This window comes from Roseateles sp., from assembly GCF_047654785.1.
Taxonomy (GTDB): domain Bacteria; phylum Pseudomonadota; class Gammaproteobacteria; order Burkholderiales; family Burkholderiaceae_C; genus Pelomonas.
The window spans coordinates 263,844-285,143 of record NZ_JASGKQ010000001.1; the positions used below are offsets into that span (position 1 = coordinate 263,844).

23 protein-coding genes and 1 pseudogene are annotated in these 21,300 nt (G+C 71.5%); 15 read left to right on the forward strand and 9 right to left on the reverse strand.

Annotated features, from left to right (window positions below; all coding sequences use genetic code 11):
• The first annotated feature begins 14 nt into the window (after window positions 1-14).
• The 4 genes from QM788_RS01265 to QM788_RS01280 all read left to right on the forward strand — a co-directional run bounded on the left by QM788_RS01265 (window position 15) and on the right by QM788_RS01280 (window position 4,289).
• On the forward strand, window positions 15-2,159 hold the full coding sequence (locus tag QM788_RS01265; protein ID WP_415659669.1) for a putative bifunctional diguanylate cyclase/phosphodiesterase: 2,145 nt from the start codon (window positions 15-17) through the stop codon (window positions 2,157-2,159).
• 32 nt (window positions 2,160-2,191) lie between these two features.
• On the forward strand, window positions 2,192-2,515 hold the full coding sequence (locus tag QM788_RS01270; RefSeq protein WP_415659670.1) for a DUF1840 domain-containing protein: 324 nt from the start codon (window positions 2,192-2,194) through the stop codon (window positions 2,513-2,515).
• A gap of 5 nt (window positions 2,516-2,520) precedes the next feature.
• Window positions 2,521-3,165 (forward strand): histidine phosphatase family protein, encoded by a 645-nt coding sequence (locus tag QM788_RS01275; RefSeq protein ID WP_415660297.1) that lies wholly within the window; start codon window positions 2,521-2,523, stop codon window positions 3,163-3,165.
• A gap of 191 nt (window positions 3,166-3,356) precedes the next feature.
• Window positions 3,357-4,289 (forward strand): porin, encoded by a 933-nt coding sequence (locus tag QM788_RS01280; RefSeq protein WP_415659671.1) that lies wholly within the window; start codon window positions 3,357-3,359, stop codon window positions 4,287-4,289.
• Between the two features lie 49 nt (window positions 4,290-4,338).
• Here the strand turns inward: QM788_RS01280 and ruvB are convergent, their stop codons facing one another.
• From ruvB to QM788_RS01300, 4 genes are all read right to left on the reverse strand, one after another.
• Window positions 4,339-5,397, reverse strand: coding sequence for a Holliday junction branch migration DNA helicase RuvB (gene ruvB / locus QM788_RS01285; RefSeq protein ID WP_415659672.1), 1,059 nt, complete (start codon window positions 5,395-5,397; stop codon window positions 4,339-4,341).
• A gap of 82 nt (window positions 5,398-5,479) precedes the next feature.
• On the reverse strand, window positions 5,480-6,049 hold the full coding sequence (gene ruvA / locus QM788_RS01290) for a Holliday junction branch migration protein RuvA (RefSeq protein ID WP_415659673.1): 570 nt from the start codon (window positions 6,047-6,049) through the stop codon (window positions 5,480-5,482).
• A 66-nt stretch (window positions 6,050-6,115) separates the two neighbouring features.
• Window positions 6,116-6,769, reverse strand: coding sequence for a response regulator (locus QM788_RS01295; protein WP_415659674.1), 654 nt, complete (start codon window positions 6,767-6,769; stop codon window positions 6,116-6,118).
• Window positions 6,770-6,785: 16 nt separating this feature from the next.
• The gene (locus QM788_RS01300; RefSeq protein ID WP_415659675.1) at window positions 6,786-8,180 is read right to left on the reverse strand and encodes a sensor histidine kinase; all 1,395 of its coding nucleotides are present in this window, start codon (window positions 8,178-8,180) and stop codon (window positions 6,786-6,788) included.
• Window positions 8,181-8,272: 92 nt separating this feature from the next.
• Between QM788_RS01300 and QM788_RS01305 the strand changes: the two genes are divergently transcribed.
• Both QM788_RS01305 and ybeY read left to right on the forward strand, forming a co-directional pair.
• A complete protein-coding gene (locus QM788_RS01305; protein ID WP_415659676.1) occupies window positions 8,273-9,241 on the forward strand; it encodes a PhoH family protein in 969 nt (322 codons plus the stop codon).
• Complete coding sequence (gene ybeY / locus QM788_RS01310) at window positions 9,238-9,690, forward strand: rRNA maturation RNase YbeY (protein ID WP_415659677.1); 453 nt, start codon at window positions 9,238-9,240, stop codon at window positions 9,688-9,690. Before QM788_RS01305 ends, ybeY begins: the two co-directional genes overlap by 4 nt.
• A gap of 24 nt (window positions 9,691-9,714) precedes the next feature.
• On the opposite strand, the gene QM788_RS01315 is transcribed toward ybeY, so the two are convergent.
• Both QM788_RS01315 and hemB read right to left on the reverse strand, forming a co-directional pair.
• Window positions 9,715-10,818, reverse strand: coding sequence for a CorA family divalent cation transporter (locus QM788_RS01315; protein ID WP_415659678.1), 1,104 nt, complete (start codon window positions 10,816-10,818; stop codon window positions 9,715-9,717).
• Window positions 10,819-10,822: 4 nt separating this feature from the next.
• Window positions 10,823-11,839, reverse strand: a complete 1,017-nt coding sequence (hemB, locus tag QM788_RS01320; RefSeq protein WP_415659679.1) for a porphobilinogen synthase — start codon at window positions 11,837-11,839, stop codon at window positions 10,823-10,825.
• Between the two features lie 285 nt (window positions 11,840-12,124).
• Between hemB and QM788_RS01325 the strand changes: the two genes are divergently transcribed.
• Genes QM788_RS01325 through lipA form a run of 8 tightly spaced genes read left to right on the forward strand, consistent with a single transcriptional unit; the run spans window position 12,125 to window position 17,718 of the window.
• Window positions 12,125-12,553, forward strand: a complete 429-nt coding sequence (locus QM788_RS01325; protein WP_415659680.1) for a CopD family protein — start codon at window positions 12,125-12,127, stop codon at window positions 12,551-12,553.
• 13 nt (window positions 12,554-12,566) lie between these two features.
• On the forward strand, window positions 12,567-13,667 hold the full coding sequence (locus QM788_RS01330; RefSeq protein ID WP_415659681.1) for a VanZ family protein: 1,101 nt from the start codon (window positions 12,567-12,569) through the stop codon (window positions 13,665-13,667).
• A gap of 14 nt (window positions 13,668-13,681) precedes the next feature.
• On the forward strand, window positions 13,682-14,005 hold the full coding sequence (locus QM788_RS01335) for a (2Fe-2S) ferredoxin domain-containing protein (RefSeq protein ID WP_415659682.1): 324 nt from the start codon (window positions 13,682-13,684) through the stop codon (window positions 14,003-14,005).
• The gene (locus QM788_RS01340) at window positions 14,002-14,625 is read left to right on the forward strand and encodes an alpha/beta hydrolase (RefSeq protein WP_415659683.1); all 624 of its coding nucleotides are present in this window, start codon (window positions 14,002-14,004) and stop codon (window positions 14,623-14,625) included. The genes QM788_RS01335 and QM788_RS01340 overlap by 4 nt, the downstream gene beginning before the upstream one ends.
• Window positions 14,626-14,647: 22 nt before the next feature.
• The gene (locus tag QM788_RS01345; RefSeq protein ID WP_415659684.1) at window positions 14,648-15,793 is read left to right on the forward strand and encodes a D-alanyl-D-alanine carboxypeptidase family protein; all 1,146 of its coding nucleotides are present in this window, start codon (window positions 14,648-14,650) and stop codon (window positions 15,791-15,793) included.
• Window positions 15,793-16,077 carry a DUF493 family protein gene (locus QM788_RS01350; protein ID WP_415659685.1) on the forward strand — a complete coding sequence of 95 codons (285 nt, stop codon included), beginning with the start codon at window positions 15,793-15,795 and terminating at the stop codon, window positions 16,075-16,077. Before QM788_RS01345 ends, QM788_RS01350 begins: the two co-directional genes overlap by 1 nt.
• Window positions 16,078-16,084: 7 nt before the next feature.
• Entirely contained in the window at window positions 16,085-16,753 is a 669-nt protein-coding gene (gene lipB, locus QM788_RS01355; protein WP_415659686.1) for a lipoyl(octanoyl) transferase LipB, read from the forward strand.
• A 2-nt stretch (window positions 16,754-16,755) separates the two neighbouring features.
• Complete coding sequence (gene lipA, locus QM788_RS01360) at window positions 16,756-17,718, forward strand: lipoyl synthase (protein ID WP_415659687.1); 963 nt, start codon at window positions 16,756-16,758, stop codon at window positions 17,716-17,718.
• Here the strand turns inward: lipA and QM788_RS01365 are convergent.
• Together QM788_RS01365 and QM788_RS01370 are read right to left on the reverse strand one after the other, a co-directional pair.
• A complete protein-coding gene (locus tag QM788_RS01365) occupies window positions 17,715-18,209 on the reverse strand; it encodes a TlpA disulfide reductase family protein (RefSeq protein WP_415659688.1) in 495 nt (164 codons plus the stop codon). The genes lipA and QM788_RS01365 overlap by 4 nt on opposite strands.
• 10 nt (window positions 18,210-18,219) lie before the next feature.
• Window positions 18,220-19,035 (reverse strand): hypothetical protein, encoded by an 816-nt coding sequence (locus QM788_RS01370; protein WP_415659689.1) that lies wholly within the window; start codon window positions 19,033-19,035, stop codon window positions 18,220-18,222.
• A gap of 178 nt (window positions 19,036-19,213) precedes the next feature.
• On the opposite strand from QM788_RS01370, the pseudogene QM788_RS01375 reads away from it, so the two are divergent.
• Window positions 19,214-20,006: pseudogene (locus tag QM788_RS01375) on the forward strand (IS5 family transposase); the annotation flags it as partial.
• A gap of 14 nt (window positions 20,007-20,020) precedes the next feature.
• Here QM788_RS01375 and QM788_RS01380 read toward each other — a convergent pair.
• On the reverse strand, window positions 20,021-21,268 hold the full coding sequence (locus tag QM788_RS01380; RefSeq protein ID WP_415659690.1) for a CaiB/BaiF CoA transferase family protein: 1,248 nt from the start codon (window positions 21,266-21,268) through the stop codon (window positions 20,021-20,023).
• Window positions 21,269-21,300: the final 32 nt, after the last annotated feature.

Sequence of the window (21,300 nt, forward strand, 5' to 3'; positions counted from 1 at the left end):
CGAAGGGCCCGCCCGTGAGCGCCTGCCGCGAGGCGCATCCAGCCCGGCTCCGTACCAGCGCCGACGCGCCGCCGATGGTCGGCGCGGTGCTGGAGGGCCTGCCCGATCCGGCCTGGCTGGTCGATGGCCAGACGCTGACCGTCAGCGCCGTCAACCGCGCCGCGCTGCGGCTGCTGGGCCTCAAGCCCGAGCGCGCGCTGGGCCAGCCGCCGGTGGCGCTGTGCGGGTCGCTGGAAGACGAGGCCTTCTGGCAGGGTGCCGCGCAGGATCCGTTCGCGCGCATCCGCTCCGACACCGTGCTGACCCACAGCGACGGCCAGCCGCGCTGGGTCAGCCGCGCCATCAGCCCGCTGCACACGCCCGAGGGCGGCCACCACTGGCTGGTGCTGCTGCACGACCAGACGCGCCGCCGCCGCGCCGAGGCCGAGCGCGAGACGCTGCTGGCCGAACTGCGCGCGACGCTCGAATCCACCGCCGACGGCATCCTCGTCGTCGACCTGGCTGGCCGCGTGCGCAGCTTCAACCGCCGCTTCGCCAAGCTCTGGGGCCTGCCCGGCGGCCTGCTGCACGAGCCCGGCGACGCCGGCCTGTGGCTGAGCCTGCAGCGCGTCATGCGCGACGGCGAGCAGTACCGGCTGCGCATCGAGGCGCTGCTGGACGCGCCGCTGATGCGCTCCAGCGACATGCTCTGCCTGGCCGACGGCCGCGTGCTGGAGCAGGTGTCGCTGCCGCAGATGAGCCGCGGCGAGCCCATCGGCCGCGTGTTCTCGTTCCGCGACCTGTCCGAAAAGCTGGCCGCCCACCAGCGCATCGAGGAGCTGGGCCGCTCCGACGTGCTGACCGGCACGCCCAACCGCCGCGCGCTGGCCGACCGCATCGTGCAGCAGATGGCGGCGGCCGCCGCCGACGGCGAGCCGCCGCCCTGCTTCGCGCTGCTGCACCTGGACCTGGACCGCTTCAAGCAGATCAACGACACGCTCGGCAACAGCTATGGCGACCGCGTGCTGCGCGAGGTCGTCGAGCGGCTGCGCAGCGCCGTCGGCGCGAACGACACGCTGGCGCGCCTGGGCGGCGACGAGTTCGCGCTGCTCATCGACGGCGCGCAGATGTTCGAGGCCGAGGCCGCCGCGCGCCATGTGCAGCAGCTGCTCGCCCAGCCGTTCAACTTCGAGGCGCTGAGCTTCACGGTCACCGCCAGCTGCGGCATCGCGCTGTACCCGGGCGACGGCGGCACGCCCGACGAGCTGCTGTCCAGCGCCGAGCGGGCCATGCACTGGGTCAAGGAAAGCGGCCGCGCGGGCTTCCGCTTCCACGTGCCGCGCAAGGCGGTGGACCTGCTGTCGCGCATGCGGCTGGACCACGACATGCGCCAGGCGCTGGCCGAGGGGCGCTTCCGCCTGCACTACCAGCCCCAGGTCGAGCTGGGCAGCGACCGCGTCATCGGCGCGGAGGCGTTGATCCGCTGGCGCGACCCGCGGCGCGGCGACATCTCGCCGGCCGAGTTCATCCCGCTGGCCGAGGAGAGCGGCTTCGTCGTCGCCATCGGCGACTGGGTGCTGCGCGAGGCCGTCGAGCAGGCCGCCAGCTGGCTGGCGCACGGCATGCGCATGCCGGTGGCGGTCAATGTCTCCGCGCTGCAGTTCCAGCAGGCGCATTTCGTCGACACCGTCGCCAGCGTGCTGCGCGACGCCGCGCTGCCGCCCAGCATGCTGGAGCTGGAGCTGACCGAAGGCGTGCTGATGAGCGATGCCGAGGAGGGCCTGAAGCGCATGCAGGCGCTGGCGGCGCTGGGCGTCACGCTGTCCATCGACGATTTCGGCACCGGCTACTCCTCGCTGGGCTATCTCAAGCGGCTGCCCATCCAGCGGCTGAAGATCGACCGCAGCTTCGTCAAGGGCCTGCCCGGCGACGCCAGCGACTGCGGCATCGCCAACGCCATCGTGCAGATGGGCCGCGCACTCGGCCTGCAGGTCATCGCCGAAGGCGTCGAGACCGAGGCGCAGCGCGATTTCCTGGCCCAGGCCGGTTGCCACGAGTTCCAGGGCTATCTGTACGCGCCCGCGCTGGGCCCGGCGGATTTCGAGCGGCGCGTGCGCCCGCGCCGCCCGGTCGTCGATGCCGCCGTCTCCGGCTGGCTGGGCCTGGCCGGCAACGGTTGAGCGCGGCCGGGCCGCGGGGCCAGAATGCGGCCATGCTCTACCAATTCAAATCCAAGGCGGGTGCGGACGTCGTCATGCTGGCCGAGTCCGGCGACGCCGTGCTGCGCCTGATGGGCCGCGAGCCCGCGCCGCAAGGCATCCTCCAGGCGGCCGCGCTGCCGGGGCTGATCCAGGCGCTGGAGGCCGGCGTGGCGGCCGACGAGGCCGAATTCCAGCGCCGCGTCGATGACGCCAAGGCCGCCGGCGAGCCCGAGCCGCGCCGCCAGGGCGTGTCGCTGAGGCAGCGCGCCTGGCCGCTGCGCGACCTGATGCAGCGCAGCCAGCAGGACGGCGTGGACGTGGTCTGGGGCGTCTAGCCATGCTGGACGAGCCGACCCGCCTGCTCGTGATCCGCCACGGCGAAACCCTCTGGAACCGTGCCGCCCGCATCCAGGGCCACACCGACATCCCGCTGAGCCCGCTCGGACGGGCCCAGGCGGACCAGCTCGCCGCCGCCCTCGCCGACGAGCCGCTGGCCGCCGTCTACGCCAGCGACCTGAGCCGCGCCCGCCAGACCGCCGAGGCGCTGGCCCGCGCGCACGGGCTGCCCGTGCGGCTCGACGCCGGCCTGCGCGAGCGCAGCTTCGGCCGCTTCGAAGGCCTGAGCTGGGACGAGATCGCCCAGCGCCACCCCGAGGACGCCGCCCGCTGGCGCCGGCGTGAGCCCGATTTCGCCGTGGGCGGCGGCGAAAGCCTCACCGTGTTCAGCGCGCGCTGCCTGGCCGCCGCCCGCCGCGCCGCGGCGGCCCATGCCGGCCAGGCCATCGCACTGGTCGCGCATGGCGGCGTGCTGGACTGCCTGTACCGCGCCGCCACCGGCGCCGCGCTGGACGCGCCGCGCAGCTGGCAGCTCGGCAACGCCAGCATCAACCGCCTGCTCGCCACGGCCGGCGGCGGCCTGACGCTGGTGGGCTGGAACGACGACCGCCATCTGGCCGGCCTGAGCGCGGACGACGCCGCGGCGTGACGGCCGTGTGACGCCTGCGGGAAACCCGACCCAGGGCTTCCCCGAGCTTGCAAGATCCCCGGAGGCAGTGTTGCATCCGCGCGTCGCTTGTCTCGGCTACCCGGGGCGCCGCTCCTATACTGCCCAGCACTTGTCCCCCGAGGCAGGGCCGTCAACCCCGCCGCAACCCCCCCATTTTGCAAAGGCAAACGATGAAGAAGATTGCACTTGTCGCCGCCCTGGCTGCCGTCGCAGCCCCGGCCTTCGCCCAAAGCTCGGTCACCCTGTGGGGCCGCATCAACACCACCGTTGAGAGCCAGAAGTTCGGCAACAACGACCGCAAGGTGGCCGTGCAGAACAACGGTTCGCGCCTGGGCTTCAAGGGCGTCGAAGACCTCGGCGGCGGCCTGAAGGCCTCGTTCGCGCTGGAACACGGCCTGGACAGCGACAACGGCGCCGCCACCGGCGGCACGACGTTCTGGAACCGCGGTTCCTGGGTCCAGTTGGAAGGTGCCTTCGGTGCCGTGCGCCTGGGCAAGTGGTTCCCGGGTTCGTACTTCGCCACCGCCGACTACGTGAGCATGCACAACCATGACACGGGCACCTCGGCCGACAACCTGTACGGCACGAAGTTCACGACCAACAACAAGGTCTCGTACTTCACCCCGACCGCCGGCGGCTTCTCGGCCGAGCTGGGCGTCGCCGCTGGCGAAGGCACCGCGCCGCGCGCCATCGACGTGGCCGTCAACTACGACATGGGCCCTCTGCACGCCGGCTTCGGCTACGAGAAGGTCGACGACTACAAGCAGTACGCCGTCCGCGGCCTGTACGAGCTGGGTGCCTTCACCTTCGGCGGCTACTACCAGCGCGAAGAGGTCAAGGGCTTCAAGAGCCGTGACGTGGGCCGCCTGGCTGCCATGTACACCGTGGGCCAGTCCGAGTTCCACCTGAACGTCGGCGGCACCCGTGCGGGCGGCGACGGCGCCTTCCGCTTCGGCGGCGCCAAGCAGTACACCGCTGGCTACAACTACAACCTGAGCAAGCGCACCAAGGTCTACGGCTTCTACACCAAGACCGACTACAACGCGCCGCGCACCAGCGCCGACTTCAATTCGCTGGCCGTGGGCGTCCGCCACAACTTCTGATCCCCGCCGCGGATCGGAACCCAAAAAAGCGCTCCCCGGAGCGCTTTTTTCATTCCCCGAACAGGTCGGGCCCGCCCCTGCCGGTCGGCGGCGCGAGGCCCAGGTGGCGCCAGGCCGCCAGCGTGGCGATGCGCCCGCGCGGCGTGCGCTGCAGGAAGCCCTGCTGGATCAGGTAGGGCTCGATGACGTCCTCGATGGTGCCGGCCTCCTCGCCGATGGCCGCCGCGACGTTCTCCAGCCCGACCGGCCCGCCGTCGAAGCGGTGCACGATGGCCTCCAGCAGCTTGCGGTCCATCAGGTCGAAGCCCTGCGGGTCCACGTCCAGCATCGCCAGCGCCCGGTCGGCGATGCCGGCGGCGATGCGGCCATCGCCCTTGACCTCGGCGTAGTCGCGCACGCGGCGCAGCAACCGGTTGGCGATGCGCGGCGTGCCGCGTGAGCGGCGCGCGATCTCCAGCGCGCCGTCGGCGTCGATCGGTGCGCCCAGCAGCCCGGCCGAGCGGGTGACGATGCGCTGCAGCTCGGCCGGCGTGTAGAACTCCAGCCGCGCGACGATGCCGAAGCGGTCGCGCAGCGGGTTGGTCAGCATGCCGGCGCGCGTCGTCGCGCCGACCAGCGTGAAGGGCTGCAGGTCGAGCTTGATCGAGCGCGCGGCGGGACCCTCGCCGATCATGATGTCGATCTGGTAGTCCTCCAGCGCCGGGTAGAGGATTTCCTCGACGACGGGACTGAGGCGGTGGATCTCGTCGATGAAGAGCACGTCGTTGCGCTCCAGCCCGGTCAGGATGGCGGCCAGGTCCTTGGGCTTCTCCAGCACCGGCCCCGAGGTCTGGCGCAGGTTGACGCCCAGCTCGGCCGCGATGATGTGGGACAGCGTCGTCTTGCCCAGGCCCGGCGGGCCGAACAGCAGCACGTGGTCCAGCGCCTCGCGGCGCTTGCGGGCGGCGACTATGAAGATTTCGAGCTGCTCGCGCGCCTTGGCCTGGCCGACGTAGTCGTCCAGCAGCTTGGGCCGCAGCGCGCGCTCCAGCGCCTCCTCGCGGCTGGACTCGGGCGCGGCGTTCACCAGCCGCGGCGCGGGGGCGAAGTCGTCGGTCTGGATGCTCATGACCGGCCTTTCGCCGGGCCGCCCCAAGAAAGGCCGGCGCCCCCTCGGGGGGCAGCGAACGAAGTGAGCGTGGGGGCGAACATCATGACAGCTTCTTGAGGGCCAGCTTGATGCCGTCGCTGACGCCCACGTCGGCGGGCAGCGCCTTCAGCGCGGCGGCGGCGTCCTTCTCGCTGTAGCCGAGGGCGACCAGCGCCTGCAGGATGTCGGCCTGCGCGTCGCTGGCGACCGCAGCCGGCAGCGCGAGGTCGGGGCCCAGCTTGCCTTTCAGCTCCAGCAGCAGCCGCTCGGCCGTCTTCTTGCCGATGCCGGGCACCTTGGTGAGCCGGCCGATCTCCTGGCGCGACACGGCCTGCGCCAGCTCGGCGACGGACAGGCCGGACAGCAGCCCCAGCGCCATCTTCGGGCCGACGCCGCTGATGCGGATGAGCTGGCGGAAGGCGGTGCGTTCCTCGTGCGTCAGGAAGCCGAACAGCTGGTGCGCGTCCTCGCGGACGGTCAGGTGGGTCAGCAGCACGGCGCGCTCGCCGAGCTGCCCGAGGTTGAAGAACGTACTCATCGGCACGTCCACTTCGTAGCCGACGCCGGCCACGTCGATCAGCACCTGCGGCGGCGTCTTTTCGGCGATGACGCCGCTGAGTCTTCCAATCATGGGCAGATTGTGCCGCCCCCGGCCCGCGAGCCCGCGAGCCGCCCCGCGCGCGGGCGCAATGCCGTGTCAGTTGCGGCCGAACAGGCCCAGCCGCTGCGCTTCCAGCGCGGCCTCGGCGCGCGAGCTCACGTTGAGCTTGCGGTAGATCTGCTTCACGTAGTCGGCGATGGTGTGGCGCGACAGGCCCAGCTGCACGCCGATCTCCGGCAGCGTGAAGCCCTTGGCCACGCGCAGCAGCACCTCCGTTTCGCGGTCGGTCAGCGACACCTCGTGCAGCAGTGGCGACGCCGGCTTCTTCACCTGCGCGGCGAAGTAGGCGATGACCTTGCGCGCGATGGACGGCGACAGCGGCGGCTCGCCCTGGCTCATGCGTTGCAGTTGCTCCACCAGCAGTTCGCGCGACTGCTCCTTCAGCAGGTAGCCGAACGCGCCGGCCTGCAGCGCGGGGAACAGGTGCTCGTCGTCGTCATGGATGGTGACGATGACCGACTGCACCTCGGGCTGCTTCTCGCGCAGCGCGGCGATGACCTCGACGCCGGAGCCGTCCGGCAGGCCCAGGTCCAGCAGCGCCAGCGTGAAGCGCTGCGTGCCGACCAGCGCCAGCGCGTCCTGCACGCGCGAGCATTCGGTGATCTGGCTGTTGGCGAACACCTGCTTGACCAGCGCCTTCAGCCAGGCGCGGATCTCGGGGATGTCTTCGAGCAGCAGGATGTGGTTCATGGAGACCTCGACAGGATCAGAGCGGAATCGTCAGACGGATGACGGTACCCCAGCCCGGGCCGGATTCCACCAGGCATTGGCCGTGCATCTGCTTGGCGCGTGATTTCATGCTCGCCATGCCGTGGCCGCGATCCAGGCGGCCGTCGAGCTCCCTCGGGATGCCCTGGCCGTTGTCCTGGATGGTCAGGATGAAGTAGCCGTCCTGCACGGTGCTGGCGATGCTGGCGCTGGTGGCGCCGCTGTGCTTGATGATGTTGCTGACCGATTCGCGCAGGATGCGCGTGGTCTGCACGTAGGCGCGGGCTTGCAAGGTGTGCTCGATGTCCTCGGCGGGGCTCTTCCACTCCGCCAGGATGTTGGCCTGGCCCAGCCGCGACACCACCTCGGCGCGCCAGTCGCCCAGCGCGTCGATCAGGTGCACGGGCTTGCCGGTCAGGCCGCGCACCGACAGCCGCATCTCCTCCAGCGCCTCGCGCGCCAGCGTCGAGATGCGGTCGGACTCGCTGGTGTGGACGATGGTCAGCAGCTTGGCGCCCAGGTCGTCGTGCAGGTCGGCGGCGATGCGCTTGCGCTCGCGCTCCGTCACCTGCTCCAGCCGCTGCTCGGCGAGCTGGCCGTGGCTGCGCTCGACCTCGGCGATGCGCTCGGCCATGCGCTGCTCCACCGCGGCGCTGCGCTTCTCGGCGTCCGCGCGCGCCTGCGCCACCTCGCTGACCTCGCGCAGGCCCAGCGCCAGCATCAGCAGCGGCAGCATCAGCGACAGCCAGGGTGAGGCCTGCCACCACAGCGGTTCGTTGAAGGCCCCGAGCAGCACCTCCGCCAGCAGCGCCAGCATCGTCGGCACCAGCAGGCAGGCCATGACGCGGAAGTCGTGCCCATGCGCCGGGTCCGGCGCCGCCTGCCGGCGCCGGTGGCGCAGCCACAGCGCCCAGCCCATGGCGGCGACCAGCTCCAGGCTCAGCACCGAATGCCACAGCATGCCCAGCAGGCCGACCTGGCCGCCGGTCAGCAGCAGGCTGGCCGGCACGACCAGGCACTGGATCAGCAGCGCATGGTCGATCCAACTGCGCTTGCAGCCCATCTGCCGCAGCAGGTACTGCACGCCGTTCAGCACCAGCAGCGTCATCAGCAGCGGCCGCAGGCCGGCGGCGCTGGGCGCGGCCGTGGCGCGCAGCACCACCCAGCTCAGCATCATGCCGGCGAGGAAGCTCGTCGAGCGCCCGCGCGGCTGCTGGCTGGTCACCACGCCCACGACGGTAGCCATCAGCGCCAGCATCGCGGCCATCCAGCCGTGCAGCGTCGCGGCCCAGTACAGGCCGTGCGGCAGCTGGGCCTGCGCGTGGGCGGCGGCCGGGCCCAGCAGGGCGGCGGCGGTCAACAAGCGCCGCGTCGGCGCGGTCGGAGGCATCATGGGCCGGCATTGTGCGGGAGCCCCCGGCCGCCCCGCGCCGGGAAATGCACCAGCGACAATCACCATCCCTTCGATTTCCGGCATTCCTCGACGTGATCCTGCGCTTCACCCTCGACCCCGCCGACAACACGCGGCTGGCGCGCCTGTGTGGCAGCCTGGACGCCCACCTGCGCGACATCGAGGCGGCGCTGGGCGTGAAGATCGCGCGGCGCGACGCCGCCTTCCGCATCGACGGCGCCAAGGCCGCCGCCGAACGCGCCCGGGGCCTGCTGGAGGGCCTGTACGAGCGCGCCGGGCGGCCGCTGCCCGCCGAGGCGCTGCAGCTCGCGCTCGTGGAGGCGCGCGCGCCGGCCGCCCCGCCGGCGCCCGGGCTCGGCGAGGACGGCCCGCTGGTGCTGCGCACCCGCCGCGCGGACCTGTCCGCCCGCACGCCGCGCCAGCACCAGTACCTGCAGCAGATCCTGTCGCACGACATCACCTTCGGCCTCGGGCCGGCCGGCACCGGCAAGACCTTCCTGGCCGTGGCCTGCGCGGTGGACGCGCTGGAGCGCGCGGCCGTGCAGCGCATCATCCTGACCCGCCCGGCCGTGGAGGCCGGCGAGCGCCTGGGCTTCCTGCCGGGCGACCTGACGCAGAAGGTCGATCCCTACCTGCGCCCGCTGTACGACGCGCTGTACGACCTGCTCGGCTTCGACCGCGTCAGCAAGGCCTTCGAGAAGGGCCAGCTCGAGGTCGCGCCGCTGGCCTTCATGCGCGGCCGCACGCTGAACCATGCCTTCGTCATCCTCGACGAGGCGCAGAACACCACGCCCGAGCAGATGAAGATGTTCCTGACCCGCATCGGCTTCGGCAGCCGCTGCGTCGTCACCGGCGATACCAGCCAGATCGACCTGCCGCGCGGCGTCATGTCGGGGCTGGTGGACGCCGAGCGCGTGCTGGCCAAGGTCCGGGGCATCGCGATGACGCGCTTCACCAGCGCCGACGTCGTGCGCCACCCGCTGGTGGCCCGCATCGTCGAGGCCTACGAGGCCCGCGCGAAACGCGAGGCGCGCGAAGCATGAAGCCCGAACTCGGCCTGTCCCTGCAGTTCGCCGACCCGCGCCACCGCGCGCTGCTGCCGCGCCACAAGGTGGCGCGCTTCATCCGTGCGGCGCTGGCGCTGCCGGGCGAGATCGCGGTGCGCATCGTCGACGCCGACGAGGGCCGCGCGCTGAACCGCGAGTACCGCGGCAAGGACTACGCGACCAACGTGCTCACCTTCGACTACAGCCACGAGCCGGTGGTGGGCGCCGACCTCGTCATCTGCGCCGAGGTCGTCGAGCGCGAGGCGGCCGAGATGGGCATCCCGCTGCTGGACCACTACGCCCACCTGCTGGTCCACGGCACGCTGCATGCGCAGGGCTACGACCACGAGGCCGATGACGAGGCCGAGTGCATGGAGGCGCGCGAGACGGAGATCCTGGCCGGCCTGGGCATCGCCGACCCCTATGCCGAGCGCCGTCGCGGCTGAACGGCCGCGCGGTCGCCGCCGGGCTTACCTGCCGCCCAGGTAGCGCTTCCTGCGGAAGACGACCCACAGCGCCAGCGCGACCAGGGCCATCAGCAGCGCCGCGTCCCAGAAGCCGCCGGCATCGTGGATCAGCGGCATGCGCTCGAAGTTCATGCCGAAGATGCCGGTGATCAGGTTCAGCGGCAGGAAGATGGCCGTCAGCACGGTCAGCGTGCGCATGATGCCGTTGGTGCGGTGGCCCAGCGCGCTGAAGTGCATCTGCACGGCCGACTCGGCCGACGACTCCAGCCGCCGCACATGCGCCAGCACGCGCTCCACGTGTTCCAGCACGTCGCGCGAGCGCACGCGCAGCAGCTCGTGCTCGCGCGCCGCGTGCGGGTCGCCGGTGGCCGGCCATTCGTCCAGCGCGTCGATCCATTCCTGGATGGCGCTGCGCTGGTCCTCGCAGGTGTCCTCCAGCCGGTGCAGCGCATCGCGGCTCTCCAGCAGCAGCTGCCAGTCGTTGAACTCGCTGTTCTGGTCCAGCAGCACGCGCTGCAGCGTGCCGAGCTGGCGCGTCAGCAGGCGGCGCAGCTCCAGGTAGCTGTCCACCATGTGGTTGACCATGCGCAGCATCAGGTCCGCCGGGCTGGCCGGCAGCCGGGCGCTGCCGCGCGCGGCGGTCTTGTCGCGGCCTTCCGTCATGCGGCCCAGCTTCTGCGCGAAGAACTCGCGCACCTGGCAGTCGGTCGGGTGCACGGTGATCAGCACGCGGTCGAACACCGCGAAGCCCACCGGGCTGGTGTCGATGGCGCGCAGCGCGCGCTGCGCCGAGGCCAGCGTGCCGTGCTCGTCGTCGACGAACAGGTCCTGGCTGCCGGGCGCCGCGGCCAGGCGGCGGAACACCAGCATGTCGTACCAGGACGTGGCGTCGAAGTGCGAGGGCAGCTGGTTGTTGATGAGGTCCGACACATGCAGGTCGACCAGGCTGCCGCAGCCCCAGCGCGCCAACGCCTGCTGCACCTCCGCCTCGCCCACCTCGAACTCGCGCCGGCCGTAGCCCAGCCACAGGAAGCCGCGCTCGGGCAGCGCGTCCGGCAGCGCCGCCAGCTCCGTGAAGCTGTCGGCCTGGACGAGGAAGGCCCGCACGGGCTCAGCCCTTCTTCAGCAGCCGCGCCGCGTCCAGCGCGAAATAGGTCAGCACGCCGTCCGCCCCCGCGCGCTTGAAGGCCAGCAGGCTCTCCATCATGACGGCGTCGTGGTCCAGCCAGCCGTTGGCCGCGGCGGCCTTCACCATCGCGTACTCGCCGCTGACCTGGTAGGCGAAGGTGGGCGCGCGGAATTCGTCCTTCACGCGGCGCACGATGTCCAGGTAGGGCAGGCCGGGCTTGACCATCACCATGTCGGCGCCTTCGGCCAGGTCCAGCGCCACCTCGCGCAGCGCCTCGTCGCTGTTGCCGGGGTCCATCTGGTAGGTCTTCTTGTCGGCCTTGCCCAGGTTGGCGGCCGAGCCCACCGCGTCGCGGAAGGGGCCGTAGAAGCTGCTCGCGTACTTGGCGCTGTAGGCCATGATGCGCGTGTGGAGGTGGCCGGCCGCCTCCAGCGCCTGGCGGATGGCGCCGATCCGGCCGTCCATCATGTCGCTGGGCGCGACGATGTCCACGCCCGCCTCGGCCTGCACCAGCGCCTGCCGCGCCAGGACCGCGACGGTGGCGTCGTTGAGGATGTAGCCGGCCGCGTCGAGGACGCCGTCCTGGCCGTGGCTGGTGTAGGGGTCCAGCGCCACGTCGGTCAGCACGCCGAGCTGCGGGAGATGCCGCTTCAGCGCCCGCACCGCGCGCGGCACCAGGCCGTCGGGGTTCAGCGCCTCGGCGCCGTCGGGCGTCTTCAGCGCGGCATCGACGACCGGGAACAGCGCGATGACCGGCACGCCCAGCTCGACGCACTGCTCGGCGGTGCGCAGCAGGTGGTCCAGGCTCAGCCGCGAGACGCCCGGCATGGAGGCGACGGCCTCGACGCGGTCCTCGCCCTCGTGGATGAATACCGGCAGGATCAGGTCGCTGCATTGCAGCGAATGCTCGCGCACCAACGCGCGCGTGAAGGCGTCGCGGCGCAGCCGGCGCGGGCGCGCCGCGGGGAAGGCGGGAGGGATCGGCACGGGACGGGTCACGGGGAGAACCTCGGGCGGGACGGCAGGGTTGAGGGGCTGCGGCCCGTCGCACGGCGGGGCGACACATCCAGCATCACTTTTTATTGATGACGCTGCCGCTCAGGCGCGCTAAAATTGCCAGCGAATGATAGCCGCAAGGTGGTCATTCCCTGCTTTTCCTCCCTGAGCAGGAGCCTTCACGTGATGACAGCGTAAGGCTTTCTCAGCCCCGGTCTCGACCGGGGCTTTTTTTTGCTCGAAAGAGCCGCCCCGGCAGCGGGCGTTACGGGAAATCCATAATGACCCATGCTCTGGGTCAAAGCTTTCCACATCGTTTTCGTCTCGGCCTGGTTCGCCGGCCTGTTCTACCTGCCTCGCATCTTCGTGAACCTGGCCATGGTGCCGGCCGACAGCCACGCCGAGCGCGAGCGGCTGCTGCTGATGGCGCACAAGCTGCACCGCTTCACCGGGCTGCTGATGGGGGTGGCGCTGCTGCTGGGGCTGTGGGTGTGGCTGGGCTTCGGCGCCGGGCGCTTCGCCGGCAGCGGCTGGCTGCATGCCAAGCTGGCGCTGGTGGCCGTGGCCATGGGTCTGCACCATGTGAACCGCCGGCTGCTGCGCGGCTTCGAGTCGCTGTCCAACCGCCGCAGCCACCGCTGGCTGCGTGTCTACAACGAGAGTGCCGTGCTGCTGTTCGCGGCCATCGTCGTGCTGGTGACGGTCAAGCCCTTCTGACCGGGTGCGCCGCATGCACCGACGGCAGAGTTCCGCCACCTGGCTGCTGCTGGCCCACACCGGGCTGGTGGTCTACGCGAGCCTGTATCCGTTCTGGCCGTGGCGCTGGCCGCCCGGCATGGGCTGGCCGTGGCTGTTCGGCCTGCCGTGGCCGGCGCGGTTCTGGGCGTTCGACGTCGAGGCCAACCTGCTGGGCTATGTCCCGCTGGGGGTGCTGGGCTTCGCGGCGGCGATGCGCTCGGGCTGGGGGCTGCGCTGGGCCTGCGCGATGGGGCTGCTGCCGGGGCCGCTGCTGTCGCTGCTGATGGAGACGCTGCAGTTCTTCCTGCCGGGGCGGGTGCCGTCGCTGTCGGACTGGGTGCTCAACAGCGCCGGCAGCACGCTGGGCGCGCTGCTGGGCCTGGTGCTGCACGGCCTGGGCGGCCTGCAGCGCTGGGAGGACCTGCGCGACCACTGGTTCGGCGCCAGCAGCGCGCCGGCGCTGGCGTTGCTGGCCATCTGGCCGCTGGCGCTGCTGTACCCCACGCCGCTGCCGTTCGGCCTGGGCCAGTGGCTGCCGTGGTGGCGTCAGACGCTGCTGGACGCGCTGGCCGGCACGCCCTGGGCGCTGCACTGGGGCGACGCGGTGACCGTCGAGCACGACCTGCCGCCGGGCCTGCGGGCGCTGGCCATCGGGCTGGGGCTGGTGGCGCCGGTGCTGCTGATGATCACGGTCGCGCGGCCAGGCCTGCGCCGGCTGGTGCTGGCCGGCGGCGCCATCGGGCTGGGGCTGCTGGGCACCGCCACGGCGACGGCGATGGCCTTCGGGCCGGACCATGCCTGGGCCTGGCTCAGCGACGCCACGCGGCCCGGCGTGGGCCTGGGCGTGGCGCTGTGCCTGCTGGCCTGCCTGCTGCCGTCGCGCGTCGCGGCGGCGCTGGGCCTGTTCGTGCTGTGCGCGCTGGTGGCGCTGATCAGCATCGCGCCCGGCGACCCCTACCTGGCGTTGAACCTGCAGGCCTGGGAGCATGGCCGCTTCGTCAACTTCTACGGGCTGACCCGCTGGGCGGCCTGGACCTGGCCCTTCGTGGCGCTGGTCTGGCTGACCGCGCGGCTGGTCCAGAACCCCCGGTGAGAGAATCGCCCGCGATGAGTTACTACCAACGCCATCTCTTCGTCTGCCTGAACCAGCGCCAGGGCGAGGCCAGTTGCGCCGACCACGATGCACAGGGCGCGTTCGAGCACTGCAAGGCCCGCGTGAAGCAGCTGGGCCTGGCCGGCAAGGGCGGCGTGCGCGTCAACAAGGCCGGCTGCCTGGACCGCTGCGCGGGCGGCCCGGTGGCGGTGGTCTACCCCGAGGCGGTCTGGTACTCGTGGGTGGACCACGGCGACCTGGACGAGATCGTCGAGCGCCACCTGCGCGACGGCCAGGTCGTCGAGCGCCTGGTGCTGCCGGAGAGCATCGGCCGATGAACGCGCAGACCGATAAGCGCCTCGTCCCCGGCCCGGCCGGCCAGATCGAGGTGGCCATCGACCTGCCGGCCGGCGGCGCCGCGCCGGCCGGGCTGGCGCTGATCTGCCATCCCAACCCGACGCAGGGCGGCACGATGGACAACAAGGTCGTGCAGACGCTGGCGCGCGCCTTCGTCCAGTTGGGCTGGCGCGCGGTGCGCTTCAACTTCCGCGGTATCGGCCGCAGCGAGGGCGGCTGGGACGAAGGCCGCGGCGAGGTGGACGACGCGCTGGCCGTGCTCGACGCCGTGCGCGCGCCCGGCGAGGCCTTGCTGCTGTCCGGCTTCTCCTTCGGCGGCTACGTGGCCTCGCGGGCCGCGCCGCGCGTGCGCGAGCCCGCGCGGCGGCTGGTGCTCGTCGGCCCCGCCACGAGCCGCTTCGACACCGCCCCCGTGCCGGCCGACACCGTGGTGATCCACGGCGAGGTGGACGACGTGGTGCCGCTCGCCGCCGTGCTCGACTGGGCGCGGCCGCAGAGCCTGCCCGTCACCGTCGTGCCCGGCGTGGGCCATTTCTTCCACGGGCAGCTGCCGCTGCTCAAGTCCCTGGTGGTGCGTGCCTTCGATCCCTCGAAGCTCTGACGGCCGCGCCCGAACCGATCCCATGAAACGACTGCTTGCCTCCTTTCTCGCCACCCTTTCCCTGGCCGCCCAGGCCCAGGCGCCCCAGCCGCCCGAGATCGCGGCGCGCAACTACGTGCTGATCGACCTGACCACGCACAAGACCCTGGCCGAGCGCGACGCCGACGCGCCGCAGGACCCGGCCTCGCTGACCAAGCTGATGACGGCCTACGTCGTCTTCAACGCGGTGCGCGACAAGAAGCTGACGCTGGAGCAGGCGCTGCCCGTCTCCAAGCGCGCCTGGGACGAGCGCAAGGGCGACCCCTCGCTGATGTTCATCGACACGACGATGACGCCCAAGGTCGACGAGCTGCTGCGCGGCCTCATCATCCAGAGCGGCAACGACGCCGCCGTGGCGCTGGCCGAGGGCGTGGCCGGCAGCGTCGAGGGCTTCGTGCAGCTGATGAACCGCCAGGCCCAGGCCTGGGGCCTGAAGCACACCGAGTTCCGCAACGTCACCGGCATGAGCGAGCCCGGCCACAAGGCCAGCGCGCGCGACATCGCCACCGTGGCGGCCCACATCATCACGGACTTCCCCGAGTACTACGGCTACTACTCGCAGCGCGACTACACCTACAACAAGATCCGCCAGGACAACCGCAACCTGCTGCTGCGCCGCGACCCGACGGTGGACGGCATGAAGACCGGCTACACCGCCGCCGCCGGCTACTGCCTGGTGGCCAGCGCCAACCGCGACTTCCCGAACGGCAAGCGCCGGCTGCTGTCGGTCGTCATGGGCACCGCGTCCAAGGAGGCCCGCGCGAGCGAGAGCCAGAAGCTGCTGAACTGGGGCTACACCGCGTTCGACGCCGTCAAGGTCTACGACGCCGGCAAGGCCATCGCCACCGTGCCCGTCTGGAAGGGCCAGGCCAAGGAGGCCAAGCTGGGCGCGGCGGGCGCCGTCTACGTGGCCGTGCCGCGCGGCGATGCGGCCAAGCTGCAGACGCAGGTGGAGCGCACCGACCCGCTGGTCGCGCCGCTGAACAAGGGCCAGCGCGTCGGCACGCTGCGCGTGACGACGACCGCCGGCGCGCCGGTGGCCGAAGTGCCGCTGGTGGTGCAGGAGGGCGTGCCGGAGGCCGGCCTCTTCGGCCGCGCGTTCGACGCCCTCCGCCTGTGGATCAAGTGATGGACTTGCCGCCCGACATCCCGCCCGAGCAGTCGCTCATCGAGTACCCGTCGCGGTTCCCGATCAAGGTGATGGGCGCGCACGTCGAGGGCTTCGTGGCCGCCGTCGCGCACGTGGCGCGGCAGTTCGACCCGGCGTTCGACGCCGCCACCATCGAGCAGCGCCCGAGCAAGGGCGGCAACTACCTGGGCCTGACCCTCATCGTCACGGCCACCAGCCGCGAGCAGCTCGACGAGCTCTACCGCACGCTGACCACGCACCCCATGGTCAAGGTCGTGCTTTGATGGCGCCATGATCGTCAAGCCCCTGGGGCGGGTCGATTACCTGCCCACGCTGGAGGCGATGCGCGCCTTCACGGCGGCGCGCGACGCGGACACGCCGGACGAGCTCTGGCTCTGCGAACATCCGCCGACCTTCACGCAAGGCCTCGCCGGCCGGCCGGAGCACCTGCTGCTGCCGGGCGACATCCCGGTCGTCGCCACCGAGCGCGGCGGGCAGGTCACCTACCACGGCCCCGGCCAGGTCACCGCCTACCCGCTGGTGGACCTGAGGCGGCTCGGCATCTACGTCAAGGAATACGTGTTCCGGCTGGAGACGGCGCTGATCCAGGTGCTGGACGGCTACGGCGTCACCGGCCTGCGCGTGGCCGGCGCGCCGGGCATCTACGTGCGCCCGGGCGACCCCCGCAGCCACGCGGCGCTGGCCGGCCCGGCGGACCCGGGCGATCCGTTCAGGGGCCTCGCCAAGGTGGCGGCGCTGGGCATCAAGGTCAGCCGCCACTGCACCTACCACGGCCTGGCGCTGAACGTGGCGATGGACCTGGTGCCCTTCCAGCGCATCAACCCCTGCGGCTATGCGGGGCTGGCCACCACGTCCCTCGATAAACTCGGGGTGATCACCGACTGGCCGACCGCAGCCGGCCGGCTCGCCGAGCGGCTCTCGGCCCAGCTGACCCCCTGACCATGACCGACACGACGACGACCTACGACCCCAGCGTCAAGCAAAAGGCCGAGGCCAAGACCTCCCGCATTCCGATCAAGATCGTGCCGGCCGAGGTGCTGAAGAAGCCCGACTGGATCCGCGTCAAGGCCGGCTCGCCGAGCACGCGCTTCTACGAGATCAAGAACATCCTGCGCGAGCACAAGCTGCACACCGTCTGCGAGGAGGCGAGCTGCCCGAACATCGGCGAATGCTTCGGCAAGGGCACGGCCACCTTCATGATCATGGGCGACAAGTGCACCCGCCGCTGCCCGTTCTGCGACGTGGGCCACGGCCGCCCCGACCCGCTGGACGTTGACGAGCCGCTGAACCTGGCCAAGACCATCGCCGCGCTGAGGCTGAAGTACGTCGTCATCACCAGCGTCGACCGCGACGACCTGAAGGACGGCGGCGCCGGCCACTTCGCCGAGTGCATCACGCGCGTCCGCGAACTCAGCCCGACGACGCAGATCGAGGTGCTGGTGCCCGACTTCCGCGGCCGCGCCGACCGTGCGCTGAACATCCTGAAGGCCGCGCCGCCGGACGTGATGAACCACAACCTCGAAACCGCGCCGCGCCTGTACAAGGAAGCGCGCCCGGGCTCCGACTACCAGTTCAGCCTGGACCTGCTGAAGCGCTTCAAGCAGGAAGTGCCGGGCGTGCCGACGAAGAGCGGCATCATGGTCGGCCTGGGCGAGACGGACGACGAGATCCGTCAGGTCATGCGCGACATGCGCGCGCACGACATCGACATGATCACCATCGGGCAATACCTGGCCCCGTCCGGCCACCACCTGCCGGTGCGCCGCTACGTGACGCCGGATGCGTTCAAGCAGTTCGAGCAGGAGGCCTACGACCTGGGCTTCACGCACGCGGCGGTGGGCGCGATGGTGCGCTCCAGCTACCACGCGGACCAGCAGGCCCACGCGGCGCTGAACAAGGCCTAAGCTTCCGCCAGCAGGTCTTCGATGAGCGCGTGCAGCGCCGCGAAGTCCGGCTCGCCGACGTAGCGCTTGACGATCGCGCCGCGCTTGTCGATCAGGAAGGTCGTCGGCGTCATCTGCACCGGGCCGAAGGCCTGGGCGACGGCGCCGGTGTTGTCGATGGCCACGCCGAAGGGCAGCTTGCGCGTCTCGGCGAAGCGGGCGACGAAGGCCGGCGGGTCGTAGCTCATGGCCACGGCCAGCGTGTCGAAGCCGCGGTCCTTGAACTTGCCGTGCGTGGCGACGATCTGCGGCATTTCCTTCACGCAGGTCGCGCAGCTGGTGGCCCAGAAGTTCACCAGCATCACCTTGCCGGCCCATTGCCGGGAACTGGCCGGGCGGCCGTCCAGCAGCACGTAGTCCACCGCGGGGGCCGGCTCGCGCGCGCAGCCGCCCAGTGCGGCGGCGCAGACCAGGGCGAGGGCGGTGGCGGCGAGGGTGCGGCGGGTCGGCATGGCCGCGATTCTAGGAAAACGCGCGAAGCCGCCGGGACAGCTCGGCCATCAGCAGCGGCGGCAGCGCGTCCGGCAGGTGGCGGCGCGAGATGCGCGCCAGGCCGTCGCCGGTGGCGGTGGACGGCTGCGTGCGGTGCTCGCGGTCGAACATCTCGACGAAGGCGACGTCCGGCGCGTCGCGCACGATGCCGGCGATGAGCTGGCGCAGCGCGTCGTCCCTCAGCGCGGCGTCGAACAGCAGCACGTGCGGCAGGCCCTCGCGGCAGAACTGCGCGGCCTCGGCCACGCTGGCGACGGCGTCCACCAGCAGGCCCATGTGGCGCACGGCGGCCTGGGCCTCGGCGCACAGGTCGCGGCTGGCGGCCAGGATCAGCAGCTGGCAGCCCGCCAGCGGGCGCGAGCGGCCGCCCAGGCGCCGCGCCTCGGCCTGCAGCCGGGCGTGGGTGCTGTCCGGCGGCGGCGCGTCGTCGGCCGCGAGCGGGTGGAACGGCAGCGTCGGCCGCGTGATGCCGTCCTCCTGCTCGCGCAGCGGCGGCACGCCCAGCGCGAGGGCCGCCTGCTCCAGCAGCCGCCAGGCCAGCGAGTCCGGCGCCTGCGGCCCGGCCGCCTCGCCCGGCGGTGCTGGCGGGCGCTGCAGCAGGCGCAGGCCGTGGCGGTCGACCGGGCCGGTGGCGGCGAGGGCCTGGATCTGCGCCAGCGCCGCGCTCAGCGGCCCGGCGATCTCGGCGCCCAGTTGCTGGACGATGTCCGCCCACTGGGCCGGCGTGGGCGCGGGCAGGGTGTCATGGGCGGCGCCGACGGGCGCGGAGGAAGGAGGTGTGGACATGGCCCGCGGGTGAAGGCCGTGGCGGAGGGTTCGGGGTCGTGGGCCCGCCGCGGCGCGAGGGCGCATGCTCGGGACTGCGGGCTCCCGCCTCCATCCCCCAACCCGGTGGAAGCCCTGGGTTCAGGGGTGTCTCGTCTCAGAGCGTGTTTACGATCTCATTTCCTCCGACAATTGTTGGGTGAAGAGGAAGCCGTACCCAAGCGACATCAGTCGAGAGAAGTTTGCCGAGATCGAGCCGCTGCTGCGCAGCGTTCGGCGCAGCACCAAGCCGATCAAGGTCGATCTGTACGAGGTGTTCTGCGCAGTGCTGTACCTGCTGCACACGGGTTGCCAATGGCGCTATCTGCCGCCGCAGTTCCCGAAGTGGCCCAGCGTCTATGCGTACTGGCGCAAATGGAGCGAGCCTGACCAGCACGGAGTGAGCGTGCTGGAGCAGGCTTTAAAAAAATCAGGTTGGCGCGGCCCGCGAGAGACAGGGGCGCAACGCCTGCAGCGCGTTCTTGATCGTGGACGCGCAGAGCGTGAAGAACACGGACACGGCGGGGTTCAAGGGCTATGACGCAGGCAAGAAGGTCTCGGGGATCAAGCGCCACATTGCGGTGGACACCCAGGGGCTTCCCCATGCCGTGGCGATCACGACGGCCGAAGTGACGGACCGCAAAGGAGCGCTGGCGGCATTCAAGCGCTGCAAGCCGTCGCTGGGACGGGTGCAAAGCGTGCTGACGGACAGCGGCTACACAGGCCAGCCCTTCGCGCAAGGCGTCAAGGACATCCTGGGTGAGCACGTGACGGTGCAGATCGCCAAGCGAAGCGAGTTGCACACCTTCAAGGTCATGCCCAAGCGCTGGGTTGTCGAGCGCAGCTTTGCCTGGTTGGAGAAAAACCGCAGACTGTGGAAGAACTGCGAGCGTTGGCTCAACACCAGCTTGCAGTTCGTCCATTTGGCGTTTCTGGCTCTGCTACTCAGGAGATCGTCAACACGCTCTCAGGCGACGACGCCGGCCGCGCGCCAGGCCGTGATGTCTTCCACGCTGCATCCGGCTTCGCGCAGCAGCTCGTCGCTGTGCTGGCCCAGCAGCGGCGGCGCGTGGCGGTACTGCACCGGCGTGGCCGACAGCTTCATGGGGCTGGCGATCAGGCGCAGCTGCGGCGCCAGCGGGTGCTCCAGCCCGACGACGGCGCCGCGCGCCTCGGCCTGCGGGTCGGCCAGCGCCTCGGCGATGGAGTTGATGGCGCCGCAGGGCACCTGGGCCGCCTCCAGCGCCGCCAGCCACTCGGCGCGCGGGCGCTGGCGCATCGCCGCTTCCAGCAGCGGCACCAGCACGGCGCGATGGCGCACGCGCTCGGCGTTGCTGGCGAAGCGCGCGTCCGCCGCCCACTCGGGGTGGCCGGCGATGCCGCAGAACTTGGCGAACTGGCGGTCGTTGCCCACCGCCAGGATCAGGTGGCCGTCGCTGGCCTCGAACACCTGGTAGGGCACGATGTTCTGGTGCGCGTTGCCCATGCGGCCGGGCGCCTTGCCGCTGCACAGGTAGTTGCTGCCGAGGTTGGCGAGCATGGCGAGCTGGGTGTCGAACAGCGCCATGTCGATGACCTGGCCCTGGCCGGTGGCGTCGCGGTGGCGCAGCGCGGCCAGGATGGCGACGGTGGCGTACATGCCGGTGAACAGGTCGGCCACCGCCACGCCCACCTTCTGCGGGCCGCCGCCGGGCAGGTCGTCGCGCTCGCCGGTCACGCTCATCAGCCCGCCCATGCCCTGGATGGCGTAGTCGTAGCCGGCGCGCCCGGCGTAGGGGCCGGTCTGGCCGAAGCCGGTGATGGCGCAGATGACCAGGCCCGGGTGCTCGGCCAGCAGGGTCTGCGCGTCCAGCCCGTAGCGGGCCAGGTCGCCGACCTTGAAGTTCTCCACCAGCACGTCCACCTGGCCGGCCAGCCGGCGCACGATGGCCTGGCCCTCGGGCGTGGCCAGGTCCACCGCCAGCGAGCGCTTGTTGCGGTTGGCGCCGAGGAAGTAGGCGGCCTCGGAGGTGTCGGCGCCGTCGCCGTCCTTCAGATAGGGCGGGCCCCAGGCGCGGGTGTCGTCGCCGCTGCCGGGGCGCTCGATCTTGATGACGTCGGCGCCCAGGTCGGCCAGCGTCTGCGTGCACCAGGGGCCGGCCAGCACGCGGGAGAGGTCCAGCACGCGCACGCCGGACAGCGCCTGGGGGGAGGGGGAAGCGGGGCGATGTTGCATCCCGGGATTGTCGGCCGCCCGCTGCCGATAAT

What these genes read in the sequence shown, in the direction of transcription:
- QM788_RS01270 (WP_415659670.1), top strand. Translation starts at nt 2,192, where the DNA reads ATGCTCTACCAATTCAAATCCAAGGCGGGTGCGGACGTCGTCATGCTG.
- QM788_RS01280 (WP_415659671.1), top strand. Translation starts at nt 3,357, where the DNA reads ATGAAGAAGATTGCACTTGTCGCCGCCCTGGCTGCCGTCGCAGCCCCG.
- ruvB (WP_415659672.1), bottom strand. Translation starts at nt 5,397, where the DNA reads ATGAGCATCCAGACCGACGACTTCGCCCCCGCGCCGCGGCTGGTGAAC.
- ruvA (WP_415659673.1), bottom strand. Translation starts at nt 6,049, where the DNA reads ATGATTGGAAGACTCAGCGGCGTCATCGCCGAAAAGACGCCGCCGCAG.
- QM788_RS01295 (WP_415659674.1), bottom strand. Translation starts at nt 6,769, where the DNA reads ATGAACCACATCCTGCTGCTCGAAGACATCCCCGAGATCCGCGCCTGG.
- QM788_RS01300 (WP_415659675.1), bottom strand. Translation starts at nt 8,180, where the DNA reads ATGATGCCTCCGACCGCGCCGACGCGGCGCTTGTTGACCGCCGCCGCC.
- ybeY (WP_415659677.1), top strand. Translation starts at nt 9,238, where the DNA reads ATGAAGCCCGAACTCGGCCTGTCCCTGCAGTTCGCCGACCCGCGCCAC.
- QM788_RS01325 (WP_415659680.1), top strand. Translation starts at nt 12,125, where the DNA reads ATGCTCTGGGTCAAAGCTTTCCACATCGTTTTCGTCTCGGCCTGGTTC.
- QM788_RS01330 (WP_415659681.1), top strand. Translation starts at nt 12,567, where the DNA reads ATGCACCGACGGCAGAGTTCCGCCACCTGGCTGCTGCTGGCCCACACC.
- QM788_RS01335 (WP_415659682.1), top strand. Translation starts at nt 13,682, where the DNA reads ATGAGTTACTACCAACGCCATCTCTTCGTCTGCCTGAACCAGCGCCAG.
- QM788_RS01340 (WP_415659683.1), top strand. Translation starts at nt 14,002, where the DNA reads ATGAACGCGCAGACCGATAAGCGCCTCGTCCCCGGCCCGGCCGGCCAG.
- QM788_RS01345 (WP_415659684.1), top strand. Translation starts at nt 14,648, where the DNA reads ATGAAACGACTGCTTGCCTCCTTTCTCGCCACCCTTTCCCTGGCCGCC.
- QM788_RS01350 (WP_415659685.1), top strand. Translation starts at nt 15,793, where the DNA reads ATGGACTTGCCGCCCGACATCCCGCCCGAGCAGTCGCTCATCGAGTAC.
- lipB (WP_415659686.1), top strand. Translation starts at nt 16,085, where the DNA reads ATGATCGTCAAGCCCCTGGGGCGGGTCGATTACCTGCCCACGCTGGAG.
- lipA (WP_415659687.1), top strand. Translation starts at nt 16,756, where the DNA reads ATGACCGACACGACGACGACCTACGACCCCAGCGTCAAGCAAAAGGCC.
- QM788_RS01365 (WP_415659688.1), bottom strand. Translation starts at nt 18,209, where the DNA reads ATGCCGACCCGCCGCACCCTCGCCGCCACCGCCCTCGCCCTGGTCTGC.
- QM788_RS01370 (WP_415659689.1), bottom strand. Translation starts at nt 19,035, where the DNA reads ATGTCCACACCTCCTTCCTCCGCGCCCGTCGGCGCCGCCCATGACACC.
- QM788_RS01380 (WP_415659690.1), bottom strand. Translation starts at nt 21,268, where the DNA reads ATGCAACATCGCCCCGCTTCCCCCTCCCCCCAGGCGCTGTCCGGCGTG.